The 15,019-nt window shown below is 55.2% G+C and carries 16 protein-coding genes; 4 read left to right on the top strand and 12 right to left on the bottom strand.

Features of this window, described 5'->3' with window-relative positions:
• Positions 1-152 precede the first annotated feature (152 nt).
• Positions 153-740 (bottom strand): NAD(P)H-dependent oxidoreductase, encoded by a 588-nt coding sequence (locus FHS19_RS26195; RefSeq protein WP_183585250.1) that lies wholly within the window; start codon positions 738-740, stop codon positions 153-155.
• A 124-nt stretch (positions 741-864) separates the two neighbouring features.
• Between FHS19_RS26195 and FHS19_RS26190 the strand changes: the two genes are divergently transcribed.
• The gene (locus FHS19_RS26190; RefSeq protein ID WP_183584734.1) at positions 865-1,302 is read left to right on the top strand and encodes a MarR family winged helix-turn-helix transcriptional regulator; all 438 of its coding nucleotides are present in this window, start codon (positions 865-867) and stop codon (positions 1,300-1,302) included.
• A 131-nt stretch (positions 1,303-1,433) separates the two neighbouring features.
• Here FHS19_RS26190 and FHS19_RS26185 read toward each other — a convergent pair whose 3' ends face one another.
• The 4 genes from FHS19_RS26185 to FHS19_RS26170 all read right to left on the bottom strand — a co-directional run bounded on the left by FHS19_RS26185 (position 1,434) and on the right by FHS19_RS26170 (position 4,857).
• Positions 1,434-2,450 carry an SDR family oxidoreductase gene (locus FHS19_RS26185; protein ID WP_183584733.1) on the bottom strand — a complete coding sequence of 339 codons (1,017 nt, stop codon included), beginning with the start codon at positions 2,448-2,450 and terminating at the stop codon, positions 1,434-1,436.
• An 86-nt stretch (positions 2,451-2,536) separates the two neighbouring features.
• Positions 2,537-3,280 (bottom strand): hypothetical protein, encoded by a 744-nt coding sequence (locus FHS19_RS26180; protein ID WP_183584732.1) that lies wholly within the window; start codon positions 3,278-3,280, stop codon positions 2,537-2,539.
• A 122-nt stretch (positions 3,281-3,402) separates the two neighbouring features.
• On the bottom strand, positions 3,403-3,726 hold the full coding sequence (locus FHS19_RS26175; RefSeq protein WP_246426831.1) for a DUF6944 family repetitive protein: 324 nt from the start codon (positions 3,724-3,726) through the stop codon (positions 3,403-3,405).
• Between the two features lie 180 nt (positions 3,727-3,906).
• A complete protein-coding gene (locus FHS19_RS26170; RefSeq protein ID WP_183584731.1) occupies positions 3,907-4,857 on the bottom strand; it encodes a bile acid:sodium symporter family protein in 951 nt (316 codons plus the stop codon).
• Positions 4,858-5,048: 191 nt separating this feature from the next.
• On the opposite strand from FHS19_RS26170, the gene FHS19_RS26165 reads away from it, so the two are divergent.
• Together FHS19_RS26165 and FHS19_RS26160 are read left to right on the top strand one after the other, a co-directional pair.
• Positions 5,049-5,537 carry an RNA polymerase sigma factor gene (locus FHS19_RS26165; RefSeq protein ID WP_183584730.1) on the top strand — a complete coding sequence of 163 codons (489 nt, stop codon included), beginning with the start codon at positions 5,049-5,051 and terminating at the stop codon, positions 5,535-5,537.
• Positions 5,534-6,244, top strand: coding sequence for a zf-HC2 domain-containing protein (locus FHS19_RS26160; RefSeq protein WP_183584729.1), 711 nt, complete (start codon positions 5,534-5,536; stop codon positions 6,242-6,244). Before FHS19_RS26165 ends, FHS19_RS26160 begins: the two co-directional genes overlap by 4 nt.
• A 39-nt stretch (positions 6,245-6,283) precedes the next feature.
• On the opposite strand, the gene FHS19_RS35550 is transcribed toward FHS19_RS26160, so the two are convergent.
• Genes FHS19_RS35550 through FHS19_RS26150 form a run of 3 tightly spaced genes read right to left on the bottom strand, consistent with a single transcriptional unit; the run spans position 6,284 to position 8,112 of the window.
• Positions 6,284-6,715, bottom strand: coding sequence for a GGDEF domain-containing protein (locus FHS19_RS35550; RefSeq protein WP_312887348.1), 432 nt, complete (start codon positions 6,713-6,715; stop codon positions 6,284-6,286).
• 47 nt (positions 6,716-6,762) lie between these two features.
• Positions 6,763-7,272: a PAS domain-containing protein gene (locus tag FHS19_RS35545; RefSeq protein ID WP_312887337.1), complete on the bottom strand. Its 510-nt coding sequence runs from the start codon at positions 7,270-7,272 to the stop codon at positions 6,763-6,765.
• Positions 7,273-7,302: 30 nt separating this feature from the next.
• A complete protein-coding gene (locus FHS19_RS26150; RefSeq protein WP_183585246.1) occupies positions 7,303-8,112 on the bottom strand; it encodes an alpha/beta fold hydrolase in 810 nt (269 codons plus the stop codon).
• 281 nt (positions 8,113-8,393) lie between these two features.
• Between FHS19_RS26150 and FHS19_RS26145 the strand changes: the two genes are divergently transcribed.
• Positions 8,394-9,431: a stalk domain-containing protein gene (locus FHS19_RS26145; protein WP_183584728.1), complete on the top strand. Its 1,038-nt coding sequence runs from the start codon at positions 8,394-8,396 to the stop codon at positions 9,429-9,431.
• Positions 9,432-9,513: 82 nt separating this feature from the next.
• On the opposite strand, the gene FHS19_RS26140 is transcribed toward FHS19_RS26145, so the two are convergent.
• The 4 genes from FHS19_RS26140 to FHS19_RS26125 all read right to left on the bottom strand — a co-directional run bounded on the left by FHS19_RS26140 (position 9,514) and on the right by FHS19_RS26125 (position 14,934).
• Positions 9,514-10,908, bottom strand: coding sequence for a sugar porter family MFS transporter (locus tag FHS19_RS26140; protein WP_183584727.1), 1,395 nt, complete (start codon positions 10,906-10,908; stop codon positions 9,514-9,516).
• A 234-nt stretch (positions 10,909-11,142) separates the two neighbouring features.
• Positions 11,143-12,492 (bottom strand): AraC family transcriptional regulator, encoded by a 1,350-nt coding sequence (locus tag FHS19_RS26135; RefSeq protein ID WP_183584726.1) that lies wholly within the window; start codon positions 12,490-12,492, stop codon positions 11,143-11,145.
• A complete protein-coding gene (locus tag FHS19_RS26130; protein ID WP_183584725.1) occupies positions 12,467-13,948 on the bottom strand; it encodes a sensor histidine kinase in 1,482 nt (493 codons plus the stop codon). The genes FHS19_RS26135 and FHS19_RS26130 overlap by 26 nt, the downstream gene beginning before the upstream one ends.
• Positions 13,945-14,934, bottom strand: coding sequence for a substrate-binding domain-containing protein (locus tag FHS19_RS26125; RefSeq protein WP_183584724.1), 990 nt, complete (start codon positions 14,932-14,934; stop codon positions 13,945-13,947). The genes FHS19_RS26130 and FHS19_RS26125 overlap by 4 nt, the downstream gene beginning before the upstream one ends.
• Between the last annotated feature and the right edge of the window lie 85 nt (positions 14,935-15,019).

Genomic DNA, 15,019 nt, shown 5'->3' with positions numbered 1-15,019 from the left:
ATCCCCCTAGTTCAACAGATTGGTATACTCTAACCGACCGCCGCAGCAGCCGATTTTTTCTTAATTACGTATATCTTTATATTGAACTATTTCGGCGCCCATTTCAAGCCTTCCCGCAAAAATCCCTATTCGCCTTCCTGCTCCACACCCGGTCAACGCGCGACGGCTCTAAAATACCGATACACCCGGTCCAGCTTCGCTTTATGCCTTCCCTTTGGACTTTCCATATTCCCGAACTCGAAAAATTTAACCCGCTGGATGCCCACGTACCGGAACAGCGCTTTCCGCATCAGCACTTTATGTGCGTTATTCAGCCAGAACAGAGGATAGAGCGCCGGCCCTTTCATAGAAGAGATGCACACGACCGATCTGCCCTTCAGCAGCCCTTCCGGGAGCAATCCGCCCTTATCCCTGTAAGCGAATCCCGAAGCGAACATCTGGTCGATAAAACCGAGCAGCATGGCCGGCGGCCGGCCCCACCAGATCGGGTAGACCAGGACAATTTTATCCGCCCACAGCAGCATCCCCCGGTACTTCTGCAGCGCAGGGTCTGTATGCATATCCCGTCTCCGCTTGGTCTCATTGAAGATCAGAACCGGATTAAAGCCCTCTTCATAGAGGTCGAGCGTCTGGATTTGCGAAATCGCCGGATTCTCACGGCTGCCCTCCAGTACTTTCTGCAAAAACGAGTAACTTAAGCTTTGATGATTCGGATGCGTGTAAATGACCAGTACCTTCATCGTATCACCCCATTTACTTATCATTTGATAACCAAATCCTACCACACCGGAAATTTAGTTGTCAAATGATAATTGTTTATTGATAATAATTTTGATATGTTCGTGAGGAAGAGGTGGTGACATCATGGACGAAAATACGCTATTTGACAAGTTGATTGCCTTTACGGCAGCCGTACATCAGGTCAAGCATGAAATGACTCAAGGCATCAAACCCGAAGGCATTACGCCCGTCCAATACAGCATGCTCGAATACATCGCCGTTAGCCAGCCGGTAACCTTGAGCAAAATCAGTGACTGCCAGCAGATGTCCATGCCGAATACGAGCCGGGAAATCAAGAAGCTGTGCGATAAGCAGCTGTGTGAAAAATACGATGATCCCAGTGACCGGCGCAAACAGTACGTCCGCCTGACCGGCGAAGGGGAGCGTGTGATGAAAGAGGCCTTCGGCCACGTCGGCGCGCGGTTCCTCACCCGGCTGCAGAACGCTTCCGAGCAGGATTTGCAGGAGATCGTTCATGCGATGGACGTGCTGCACTCCCGGGTATTTTATACGGATAAATGATGATTGAACGACCTATATGATCTCCGGATGATGAAAACATGGCCCTTTCAATGCACGCAAAAAAGGCGCCTGTCTCCAGGCACCTTTCATAGATGAAGTATATGCTCCCGGCAGCTCTGCTGCCTCCTGCCTTACCCTTTAATCCGCTCAGCCGCTTCCTGCAGGGCTTGAACCACCTTGTCGCACCAGCTGTCGAACTCAGGATCCTCAGTCTGGTGTTCCGGATGGGCCAGAATATACTGTACTGTCTCCTTAATGCCTTGATCCACCCGTGTCGTCGCCACAAAATCGGGAACGAGCCGTTTCAATTTGGCATTGTTAAAGACAACCGTATTGGCCTTGTCTCCCAGCAGGCTGCCCCTGAAATCCTCCTTGCTGCAGGCATCAAGGAACTCGGATGCGACATGAACCGCATTCAGCTTCACACCCAGCGCGTCGGCGATAATCTCGTAAATCTGGTTCCAGGTGACCGATTCATCCGATGTAATATGTACGGACTCACCAATCGCATGAATGTTGCCCATCAGGCCGATAAAGCCCTTGGCAAAATCCCGGTTGTGTGTCATGGCCCACAGCGACGTGCCATCCCCGTGAATAATGACGGGCTTGTTCTCCAGCATCCGTTTCGCCACCTGCCAGCTGCCCTTGCTTCCGTGCACGCCAAGCGGTATCGAGCGCTCGTCGTACGTATGGCTTGGCCTTACGATGGTGACCGGAAAGCCCTGCTCGCGGTACTGCTTCATCAGATAATCCTCGCAGGCGATCTTGTTCCGGGAATACTCCCAGTATGGATTGGATAGCGGAGTTCCTTCGGTGATGAGGTAATCGGATAAAGGCGACTGATAAGCCGAAGCCGAACTGATGAACATAAACTGTTTCGTACGGTCCTTGAACAGACGGTAATCCCTCTCCAAATGCTCCGGCACGAAGGCGATAAAATCGGCCACGACGTCAAACTGGAGATCAGCGATCAGGCTGGCCACCTGCTCCTCGTCGTGAATATCGGCCTGAATGATATGGGCCCCTTCCGGCAGGGCATCATTCCGGTGTCCGCGGTTCAGCAGGTACAGCTCGCAGCCCTGCGCCAGCAGCTGCTTCGTAATAGCGGTACTGATTGTTCCCGTTCCTCCAATAAATAGCGCTTTCATAAAAAGACACCTCCATCAAGATGGTCTAGAAACTTTGGATTCCTTAAGCCCATCCTAACGATAACACGAGAAGGCCTCCCAGACAATCAAGAGAAGTAACGGCGCAGGCTCTTTTTCATCTCCGCTTTCCGCGCGGCAAACTGTTTGTGCCGATGGCCGTTGGCCCCCGACGGATGGGGAAAGCCCCACAAGCACTGCCCGGCGTCCAGCATTCCCTGCCCGGCCAAAAGCTGGAGAACGCTTTCCACGGCCGTTCCAAGCGGAATGATGAAGGGGCCGACCTGGAAGGCGCCCAATTCTTCGGCCATACCGTTTAGCGCGGCGTCCCTGAGACTTGGGGTCCCCAGCAGACTCGGGCGGCTGCCGTTGTAATTGGCCCGGTTGACGAAGACGGGATAGCGAAGCACGGAACTGGTATGCAGCAGCCTACGCTCCGCGCCAAATAAAGCTTCACACGCACCGATCCCCAAATACTCCGGCATCCCCAACTCGTCCAGCATGGAGATCAGGTTCGCGCGCGGACTTCCGGCAAAGCTGGCCGCCTCCTTCGCCCTCCGGCACACCGCCTCATCGCCCAACCCTTGATCCATGGCATGCCGCGCCGCTTCATAAGCGATTCTCATCTGTGTAAAGCCCGGGGTCAAGCCCACGATAAATAGGCTTGCGGATGAATGAACATAATCATTATGCGGAGCGTAAAATGTCTCTACAAGGCCGTCTGCCGATAGACGAAGCTCCGGAATCAGAAGGTCCTCCCGGGTAAACCGCAGGTCTGCCGGCAGTGACAGAATGGCGCTTCGGAACGTGTTCAAGGCACTAGATAACAGCAATACCATCCCTCCTGTTGTGTCTGACGGAAACGCGGGGATGCTTTCACCTGCAGTGCATCCCTGCTCCCGGACGTTTTCGGAAGTGCCCCTGGCTTGTTATATCCTTATCCTTGCCCTGCCGGTTAGGACCCATCCCCCGCGATCACTTCCAGCGAGTTCCCCAGGGACTGCAGCAGGTTGCCGGCGACCATCATGTCGTTCACTTCTTTGCTTGAAGCAGATTTTCGCAATCGGGCGGTTAACTCTGCCTGCGCGGCATTGGCGATCGCCTGCATCGCATTGCCGATAAGCTGCAGCTTCTCTCCTTCCTGCTGCTGCTTTTTGCGGGATGAGAGCACCTTCGTCTGGCCAATGGCCGCAACATTGGTCCCCCATGCCTGAAGCCATGCAAACGCCGCAATCTGCTCCTTAATCTTCCTTTGCTTTGACCGCATCTTTGATCGCATCGTATCCCTTCTTTCAATCTACAATCTATGAGAGGTATCTACTGCTATAACATACGCTTCTCTAGCACGGCCCGCCGATGGTGTATGTCCTCCCTTGTGCGGCGCCTGTCCGATTTCAAAGGAAAAAGAGGCTTGTCACACGGACAAGCCTCTTACAAGGAGTATGATTCCAGTATTGCCTTACCGATTCTTATCCATCTCCGCCTGCTCATAGCGCCGGGCGAACCAGGTGGCAAGGAGTGAGCCGGAAATGTTATGCCACACGCTGAATATCGCGCTCGGCACGGCAGCGACCGGATTGAAATGAGCTGCCGCGAGCGTCGCGCCCAGACCCGAATTCTGCATGCCGGTCTCAAACAAAACCGCCTTGCGTTTGCTGAGATTCATGCGGAAGAGCTTGGCAAACAAATAGCCAAGGGCATACCCGAGCAGATTGTGAAGAATGACGACCGCAAAAATAAGCAAACCGCTTTCGATGATTTTGGTCCGGCTGCCGGCCACAACGATTGCCACGATCAGCACAATGGCCAGGGTGGAGACGAGCGGGAGCGCCTGAGCGCTGGCTTCGGCCTGCCTTTTAAACAAGGACTTAACGATAACTCCGAGCACGATCGGCAGAATGACCACCATCAGGATATCCTTGATGAGCGCGCCGGCATCGACCGGCATCCAGCGGCCGGCCAAGAGGCTGATCAGCGCCGGCGTAGCCAGCGGTGCGATAATGGTGGATACGGAAGCGATGGATACCCCCAGCGCAACATCTCCCTTCGCCAGCAGCGTCATGACATTGGACGAGGTGCCGCTTGGGCAGCATCCGACGAGGATGACGCCTACGGCGATATCCGGCGGCAGGTTCAGCACCAGCGCCAGAACATAGGCCAGCAGCGGCATAATGATAAAGTGGCCGACCACGCCGATCAGTACTTCGAGCGGCCTGCGGAAAACTTCGCGAAAGTCGGCGGAGGATAAGGTCAGCCCCATGCCGAACATCACGATGCCCAAAAAGATAGAAATGTAGCCCTTTAACGGGGTAAAGACATCAGGTAAAAAAAAGCCCAGACAAGCAAACAGAATGACCCAAACCGAAAACGTGCCACCGACAATCTTGCTTACTTTTGCAACAGCATTCATCTCTCCGAACCTCACTTCTTGTGTAATAGAAATCATTCTACGACAAAACCCGTAAATCGTCTACGAATTCCGGAGAATTGGAGAGGGTTGCTGTTGCAGGAATGTACTGGGCAAGGGCGCCTTCGTTTTTTGGAAAAGCGTGTAACGAATCCTGTTGACCGAAGTCTTATAAGAGACAAGGAGGTGAATCGGTGGAGGATCTTCAGCAAATCTACGATCAATATTTTCAAGAGGTATACCGTTTTGTACTCTCGCTTAGTCGAAACGAGCACATTGCCGAAGAGATCACCCAAGAGACGTTCTATAAAGCGCTCAAGCGGATCGATACCTTTCAGGGAACATGCAAGATCAGCGTATGGCTGTGCCAAATCGCGAAGAATACATATTTCTCGTACTGGGAAGGGCAAAAGCGGTATCAGCGTGCTGAACCGGAGACAGATCCCGTAAGCCAGCTAAATGTGGAGCACAAGGTTGTCCTGCAATCGGAGGCGCTGCGGATCCACCGCATTTTGCACGAACTGGGGGAGCCCTACAAAGAAGTATTTACGCTGAGAGTATTCGGCGAATTACCTTTTGTGGACATTTGCCGCATATTCGGCAAGACGGAGAGCTGGGCCCGAGTGACCTTTCACCGGGCTAAACAGAAAATCCAAGAACGCTATCAGGAGGAGGAACAATGAACAAACCTTCTATATCATGCCATGTAATTCAGGACCTGCTGCCGTTATATCACGACGAGGTGTGCAGTCCGGATACCCGCGAGCTGGTCGAAAGCCATATTAGGCTATGCCAGGAGTGCCGAGCTGCTTTAGACAAATTGGGGGACGAGCTGATGCTGGATACAGACGCCACCCGCGAACACCAAACCCAGGCCAGCAGCCTACGCCGGATCGCCGCGTACTGGAACCGCTCCAAGGCTGTCGCTTTTATCAAAGGACTAGCCATTGCTACCTTCGTTTGTGGGGTGCTAATCGGAGGATACCTGTTATTAACCGGTTGGAATATCCGGAGCGTCCCTACCAAAGTGATCGAGGTTACCGACGTTGGCCTGATGAAAAACGGAACCATCGCGTATCACGTCAAAATGACCGATGGCTATAACGTGAAGCAGGTCAGCTATAATCTCGATGAGAACGGAAATTTCTATATGACTCCCCTTCGCCCCGTCATCAAATCGAAGGCCTTTGCCGATATCGGCCTGGCGAATACGTATTACTGGATCAACCTCGACGAGCAAAGAGCGAATCATGACCCTAACGGCACCGGAACTGGGATCCAAGCGGTTTATTTGGGCACCCCGGAGGATCATATTCTCATTTGGAAAAAGGGCATGACGCTGCCACCCGCCAGCGAGGCGGCAGAGGGCCAGCTAGCTTCGGGAGAATGATCAAGTGCTAACGGTACGAACGAAAAAAGGCCTCCTTCATCAAGGAAGCCTTCCATCCAGTTCATTATAGTGGGTCGTCTGATTCCGCCCATGCGTTTTGGACGCATACAGCGCCTCGTCGGCCTTTTTCAGCAGCGTGGCCTCCGTGTCCCCTGCGGAAGCGGTCGCCACGCCTACACTGACCGTAATCCGCCCGACCGGCCAGTCCGCCTTTTCGGCTGCGGCCCGAAGCCGCTCTGCCCGCTCCAAGGCTTCCGCCGCATCGGTATCCGGCAGAATAAGCACAAATTCTTCGCCGCCCAGCCTGGCCGGAATATCATCCTCCCGGGAGCAAGCCGTCAGCACTTCCCCCAGCTGGACCAGCACTTCATCCCCGGCAGGATGCCCCCAGGTATCATTCACCTGTTTAAAATGATCGATATCGAGAATGGCCAGGGAGAGCGGCCGGCCCGTTTCGGGTTCGCCTGACAGGCGGCTGTCCAGCTGTTCCTGGAAGTACCTCCTGTTCTTGAGCCCGGTCAGCTTGTCCGAACCGACAGCTCCACCAGCACCGCGTTCATCTCCACAAGCTGGGCCTGCTTTTGTTCGATTTCCTGATGGATCCGCTGCAGCTCTTCGAGCGCCTGGTCCTTTTTCCAATACGCTTCCTCCATTTGCTTCTTGGCGGTGCGCAGCTCCTGTTCATAATCAAGGCGCCTCTTCATCTGCACCAAAATGCAGTCGATCGTCTCCACCCCGTCCTGCTCAAACCGTCTGCCATTCAGTATGAAGGGAACCGCTTGCCCCCTACCGTTCTTTAAACTGATAAACAGCTCATTCACATGGCCGTCCAGATGAATGTACGGGTAGAAATACGAGTGGAAAATCAGCTTGTTGGCCGTGGACATGATCGATTCAATATGCCTGCCCACCAGGTCCTCCTCCCGGTATTCCATCATATCGAGAAACGTTTGGTTCACATCTACGACCGAACCTTCACGTGTGATGGAGACATAACCGCAGGGAGCGTAGTTTAACCGGTTATCCATGTATCTTGTAATCCTTTCTATACTTGTGACTCAGGAGAGCCCCGGTGCCGCCAAGTATTCCCGAATGACGGCGATCGTCTCCTGCGGGTGGCTGATATGCGGGTAGTGGCCCTTTGCCTCCATCAGCCGAAAGGTGCTGTTCCTTAAATGCCGGTGCAAATACGCACCGACTTCGATTGGCACCACGCTGTCTTCCGAGCACTGCATAATAAGCGCCGGAACCGACGCCAGGGGCAATTCCTGCCGGTGATCCGACATAAACGTCACTTCGGCGAATTCCCGGGCAATGGCCGGGTCGGCCGAGATAAAGCTCCGCTCCAGCTCCTGGCTGAGCTTCGGGCGCTCCGGGTTGTTCATGGCCAGCGGAGCCATGAAGCTGGCCCATCCGGCAAAATTCATCTCCATCATTTCCAGCAGCTCGGCAATATCCTCCGGGTCAAAGCCGCCGAAGTAGCCTTCATCATTCAAGTAGCGCGGGGACGGGCCGATCATCACCAGCCTGTCAAAGCGGCCCGGACGCTCCATCGAAGCAAGCATGCCGATCATAGAGCTGACCGAATGTCCGATGAACGTCACCTTGTCCAGCTCCAGCGCATCTATAATATCCAGCACGTCCTGCATATAGCCGCGAAGCGTGCGGTATTTTTCAGACGTGTACGCTCTCAAATCCGACTTGCCTGAACCGACGTAATCGAAAAGCACGATGCGGTATTGGTCTTCAAATGCCGGCAGGATATACTGCCACATACTCTGGTCACAGCCAAATCCGTGGGCAAAAAGCAGCGTCCGGTCGCCCTCCCCGATCACGTTCACGTGATTCCGATTCAGTACATCAACCATCGCCGTATCCCCATCCTGTCCCATTGGCTTATCCCCTCATTGTGAAGGGAGCCCCGGCAAATTTCAAGCAAATGGTGGAAAAGCTGCCAGGTCAAATCCAGGGCTTCCGCTAGAGAATGTGTGTTTCATTAATTTACCAATGATGAAGAACAAAACCAATTCGGCTCCCTCTCGTCCAACTATACAGGGACTTCTTGGTAAAGATACCCGCCGGAAGCCCTTGTCCGATGCGGTTCATCATCCACGAACCGTCAATCCTGTTAAAGCAAGGTGATGATAACATGATGAGAAAAAAAGGGGCGGTTCTTGCCGGATTGGCTGCCGCCATGATCGCAGGCACGTCGGTTTATGCGGATGCCGCCCCGGCATCCAACAAGCCGATCGCCGTCTATCTGGACGGCCAGCAGCTGCAGACCGAAGTGCAGCCGCTGAATGTCGGCGGCACGGTACTCGTGCCGATGCGCGGCCTGTTTGAGCGCCAAGGGGCCAAGCTGTCCTGGGATAACGCCACGAAGACGCTGAAGGCCACCAAGGGGGCCACCACGCTGACCTACCGGATCGGCGAGCATACCGCGAACCTGAACGGACAAGCCCTCAAGGTGACGGTGCCGGGTCAAATCTCCGGCGGATATTCCCTCGTGCCGCTGCGTTTTGTGAGCGAGGCATTGGGCAGCGAGGTTGCTTGGCAGCCGGATGCGCACACCGTCCGGATTACGTCCAAGGTTACGCTTGAGACCTCCATCCGCTGGGGGGTGAACCTGCGCAGTAAACCGGATTCATCGAGCAATGAAACATCTCTCGGCATGCTTGCCGCCGGACAGAAAGTGCATGTCATCCGCGAGGTGAACGCCCTCTGGCTGGAGGTGGAGACGGATAATCACCAAACGGGATACATATCGGCCAAGCCGAAATATACCGACTATGCCAGCGTCTCGCTAGCCGACATGCAGGCGGACGAGCTGATCGCCTACGGTAAAAAGTTCCTCGGTACCCCTTACGAATTCGGGGCTTCTTCAGACCAGACGAAGACATTCGACTGCTCTTCCTTCGTTAAGCGGGTTTACGAGGATGTGCTGTCGGTCGAGCTGCCCCGCGTGTCCTACGACCAGGCGAAGGCAGGCAGGGAAGTGTCCCTGAGCGACCTTCGCAAAGGGGACCTGCTGTTCTTCAGCGCCCGCGGGCTGGATATCGGTCATGTTGGCATCTATATGGGCAATAATCAAATTCTGCACACGTACTCCAAGGAGCTCGGCGTTCACGTCGAAGCCTTTGACGGCCAATGGAAAAAACGGTTCGTCACCGCGCGCCGGATTCTATAACCGGATCGTCGGCTGTATCCAACATAAAAAGGGGAGTTTCCCAGGTTCATCGACCCGGGAAACTCCCCTTTTTATATGCGTATTATTTTCCTTGCGCCCACATAGATTCCATTTCCTCCAGGGACTTTCCTTTGGTCTCCGGTACCGCGCGCCAGGTAAATACGAGGCAAATCAGCGACATGACGCCGAAGATCCAGAAGGTGGCTGCCGGACCTGTCGAAGACAGCATCGGCGGGAAGGCCTGGGATACGACGTAGTCGGCGATCCACAAAGCCATCGACGCAATCGCCGTTGCGATGCCGCGGACCCGGTTCGGGAAGATCTCGGAAATGAGGACCCACACCACCGGTCCGAGCGAGATCGCAAAGGCAGCGACGTAAATCAGAATGAAGATCAGGACCAGCGGGCCGGAGGTATGTCCAGTCTGGAAGGCCGTTCCGATCACGGCCAGGCAGATCAGCATCGCGGCCGACCCAACCAGCAGCAGCGCTTTCCGTCCTACTTTATCGATCAGCCAAATGGCCAAAATCGTGAAGAGGACGTTGATCACGCCGACAAAGATCGTCTGGATCAGCGCCGCGTTCGTGCCGGCACCGGTCTCTTTAAAGATTACAGGCGCATAATACAGCACTGCGTTGATGCCGGTTACCTGCTGCAGAATGGCCAGACCGATGCCCACGATCATCGCCATGCGCAGGCCCCGTCCGAACAGCTGGCGGATCGATCCTTTTTCCTGATTAAAGGATTCCTTAATATCCCGCACTTCCTGCTTCGCCAGGTCTTCACCATGAATCTTGAGCAGGATCGGCAGCGCTGCCGCCGCGCGTCCCTGTTTGATCAGCCATCTTGGGCTTTCCGGCACGAAGAACAGCAACACGAGGAACAGTACACCGGGGAGGACGCCAAAGCCAAACATCCAGCGCCAGGCGCTCGACACGTCCCAGGCGTCGTCGCCGAGTCCGGCGATCCACAGGTTGACAAAGTACACGAGCGAGATGCCTGTAACCGTTGCCAGCTGGTTTAATGCCACGAGGCGGCCGCGATATTTGGCCGGCGCGATCTCCGCATTATACAGTGGACACAAGGTGGAGGTAATGCCGATGCCAAGACCGCCGATCATCCGGGCCATAGTAAACCCGCTGAACGTATTCGGAATGGCCGAGCCGATCGATCCGATGATAAAGAGAAGCGCTGCCGTAATAATGACCTTTTTCCGGCCGAACTTGTCGCTTAACATGCCGGAGAACAGCGCCCCGGGAATACAGCCGATGATCAAACTGGAAACCGCCCAGCCTGTCTGAAAATCGTTCAGGTTAAATCGCTTCTCCATGAAACCGATCGCACCCGATACTACGGCTGTATCAAAACCAAACAACAGCCCGCCCAATGCGGCTACGATGGACACCAGCGTCACGAACTTCATGCTGATTTTCTGGCTATCCTGCTCGCTGCTATGTTCCAATGTAATTGAGCTCATATATTATCCCTTCCATGTCATTAATTTGGATGGATGAAGTCCAAGAAATCATCACTAAAAACCTACATCCATTGTAACATGGGGGACCTTTGCATCCGCTTTCGATTCCCTTCACTTATTTGCGGTAGATCAGCATAAAATCGCTCCGACGGCATCCTTAAAAGTCCGGACTAGCACAAATTCGACCGTCATCACAAATAAGTCCATGCCTGTATACAAGCATGGACTGTTCTCTCATTGGTGCTGCATTCTATACTCGGACGGCGTGAGACCCGTCACTTTTTTGAATACCCGGCTGAAGTAGTTCGGATCCTTGTACCCGACCTGGTAACAGACCTCCTTCATGCTGTACCGGCCGTCCTTCATCAGCTCCTTGGCTTTGTCGATCCGCAGCCGGGTCACATAGTCGATAAAGGTTTCCCCGGTCTGCTGTTTGAATACCTTGCTGAAATAGTACGGATTCAAATGGACATGCTCCGCCACATCCTCGAGCGGCAGCTCCTCCTGAAATTTGCCCCGGATATACATTAACGCCCGGTCAAGCATGTTGGTGGTCCGCTGCTCCCGCTCTTCGCGGATTTGTCGGATCGCCAGCTCAACGTAGACGCTCTCTCCGGCATCGCCGGTTCCGTTGATCAGCTTCTCCGCATGCGCCCTGTCGGCACCCGAAGCCTCAATCAGGTCTTCGAAGCGGCAAATGCTGCTCCCTTCCGGGTCATACCTGGAGGCGAAGACCGCCTCGTAATAAGACCGTTTGATGCCTTCCGCCCGATTCTGGACGGTACCGATGCCGACCGGGACGGCCATCCCGCACTGCTCCCGCAAAACGTCTGCCAATCGGGTGCCGAGCTCGCTGGCGGCTTCGGCCAGCGCCGTGTCCCCGGCCTGCCTCGTTCCCAGCAGAAACAGTGCCATATGGCTGTGAATGAGCGAGCTGACGACCGTGCCGTAGCCGTCCTTGGGCGCTGCATGCGCAGCCGTTTTCACGGCGTCGTACACCTTTTTCTTGGCGTCCCCTACTTCGGACAGTCCAAGCACCAGGGAGCAGCCTTTGTCGACCGGGAGCTGCAAAATATCGGCCAGATGGCCCGTCTCCGTCTCATTGACATGGCCCGACATCAAATGCAGCGCGATTTCCGTCTCGGCCAGCGGCAGCAGCTGAAAAAATTGCTCGCGCACCGCAAGCTCCTCATCGCGCTTGTGCTGCTCCTCCTCCAGCTCCTGCACGAGGCGGTTCAGCACCGAAACAATCTGCTCCCTTTTGGCCGGCTTGACCAAATACTCGTGCACGCCGAGGGAGATCGCCTGCTTGGCATATTCAAAATTTTCATAGGCGGTGATGAGAACCATTTTGGCCTGCGGATGCTGGGCTTTAATCTCCTTCAGCGCCTCCAGCCCCTGAATGCCCGGCATTCTCACGTCCATCATGACGATGTGCGGGCGATGCTCTTCCGCCTTCTGTATGGCCATCCGGCCGTTCTCTGCATGGACCGTTTCAAACGTATCCGGCATCATCCGGTTTACGATCCATTCGATGCCTTCCCGCTCCAGCGCTTCATCATCGGCGATCAGCAGACGATACATGGCCATCCTCCTTTCGTGCGGCAGGGATGTTCAAGAGGACCGTCGTCCCCTTCCCGGGCTCGCTGTCAATGTCGATCAAATCCTTTCTGTCATAGAACAGCTCCAGGCGCTTAAACACGTTGCGGGTTCCGAGGCCCGTCGAGTGCCCTGCGGCGTGCCGTTCTTCTCCGCCTCCCTGTTCCCGCGGGCGCGGAGCGTCGGTATCCAGCAGCGACCGCCGGACCTCCTCGCTCATCCCGATCCCGTTATCAGAAATGGCAATCCGTGTCCCGCCCGGCACGGCAGAGACCACAAGCCGAACCTCGGCCCCCTCTTCCATGCCTTCGATGCCGTGCACGAACACGTTCTCCAGCAGCGGCTGCAGCGTCAGCACCGGCACGAGCACATCCAGAGCCTTCTCGTCGATATCCGTAACGAACCGGATGCGGTCGCGAAACCGCGCCTGTTGAATCGTAAAGTACTCCTTCGCGTGCTCCACCTCGTCGCGGAGCGGCACCGGCCGGTCCAGCTGGCGCAGATTGTAACGCAGCAGATTGGACATCGTGACCGTGAGATCGCTCGTCTTCTCGGCCCCCTCGATCAGCGCCAGCTTAGACAGCACGTTCAGGGAATTAAACAGGAAATGAGGATTGATCTGGTTCTGCAGCACCTCAAGCTCCAGCTCCTTGACGAGCCGGTCCTTTTCCAGCCCCTCTTTCTCCTTTCGGATGAGCGATTTCAAATTGTCCTGCATCTGCACGAAAGCTTCGGACAGAATCCGAAACTCGTCGCGGCTCTTCATCACCGGCGGCTTCACCTGCAGGTTGCCGTCTGAAATTTGCCGGGCCGTCCGGGCCAGCTGCCGGATCGGTCTCGTAATGCGGAGGGAGATCCAGTAGGCCAGCAGCACGCTGATCAGCGTGCTGAATATAAACAAGGCGACGCCCCATTGGTTCATCCGGTCGGTCTGCACCAGAATGCTCCGGTAGAGGGGCTGATAATAGCTCAGCTCCTGGTCGATCAGCCGGTACGCTTCTTCCTGGATGAAACCGGCCGTCTTCTCCGCCGCCGCGTAGGAATTCGCGTACGCCAGCGGGGTCTTGCCGCTTAACGCCTGCAGGATGCCGGATTCCTGCGAAACAAACGTTTCCAGCAGATTCCGGTAGCTCCGTACGCTCGTCTCTGTGGACGGAATGGCATCCTGGGCCTTCAATTCCGCCTGCAACTTCATGAGCTGGCTCTGATGCTCCTGATAGATTTGCCGGCTCCGCTCGCTCCGGTCCGCCAGATACACATTGACGGCGCTTAAATTGCTGCGGGTCTCCGCATCGATTTGTTTGTATAGTAATACCCGGTCCAGCATCATATTATAGCTCTGCTGAACGGTTCGTCCGCTTTGAAAAATAAAAAAGGATACCGCGTTCGTCAGAACAAACAAGGCGGGGATCACAATGAGCAGCATTCGGCGCATGTTCATGGGCCGTCCACCTCCAGCTTCAGCGCCGCCTTGTCCATAACGCTCGTCGGGATAAAATACTCGGCTGCAAAGGACTTGCCATGAAAGTGCTCGTCCAAGAGAGCGATCGACCGGGCCCCCATTTCTTTCGGAGACTGCACAATGGACGCCGAGATGTCGCCCTTCTCGATCCCCTGCCGGGTAATGGGCAAGTCATCAAAGCCGTATACCTGGATCCCCGTCTTGCCCGCAGCTTGGATGCCTTCCACAATTCCGGCCGCGTCAAGGGAGCTGAAACCGACGATCGTCTGGATGTCCGGATGCTGCTTCAGCATCGCCTCAGCCTGCTTGGCCGCCCCGATCCGCGAGATGTTGGAGGATCGGACGTCCACGATGGCAAAGCCGGGAGCCGCAGAAACCACCGAACGAAATCCCGCTAGGCGCAGCTGCATATTTTCGGCGCGTTCGCTTCCGATCATGACGCCGATCTTCCCTTGGCCGGCCGCTTCCTTCAGCACCAATTCGCCCATTCGTTTTCCCGCTCCCAGGTTGTCGGTTCCGACATAGGCCAGGCGGGAGCTGCCTGGTTCATCCGCGTCAACCGTAATCACCGGAATTCCTTGCCCTGTGGCTCTTTGAATCAGCGCATCGTATTCCGGATCCACGATTCCCTGCACAAGGATGCCGTCGGGCCTGGATGCGATCGCCCTTTCCAGCAGCCTCATCTGCTCGGCGGGATTGATCCGGATCGGCCCGGTATAATCAATCCGCATCCCCAGCTTGCCCGCCGCTTCCTCCGCCCCCTGCTCCATTTCCCGCCAGAACGGGTTGTCGAGCTCCTGGGCGATCAGCACGACATGCTTAACGGACGGATCATCGGCCTGCTGAAGCCGAATCTGCCCGACCAAATCGCCGATGGTCATGGACGAGAGAATGAACCGGAGCAGAATATACGCAAATATGAGAACAAGAACAATCAGGCCGAAGGGCCAGATTCGCTTAAGCATGAGCATCCCTCCTTTGCCCAATTCAGATATATCCATAGGATCGCCGTTTTACCGTAAATGCTGCTATGATATAAATTTTTATTTA

It is taken from the genome of Paenibacillus rhizosphaerae (genome assembly GCF_014192015.1).
Classification (GTDB): domain Bacteria; phylum Bacillota; class Bacilli; order Paenibacillales; family Paenibacillaceae; genus Paenibacillus_AQ; species Paenibacillus_AQ rhizosphaerae.
This window is presented reverse-complemented; position numbering and strand designations above follow the sequence as displayed.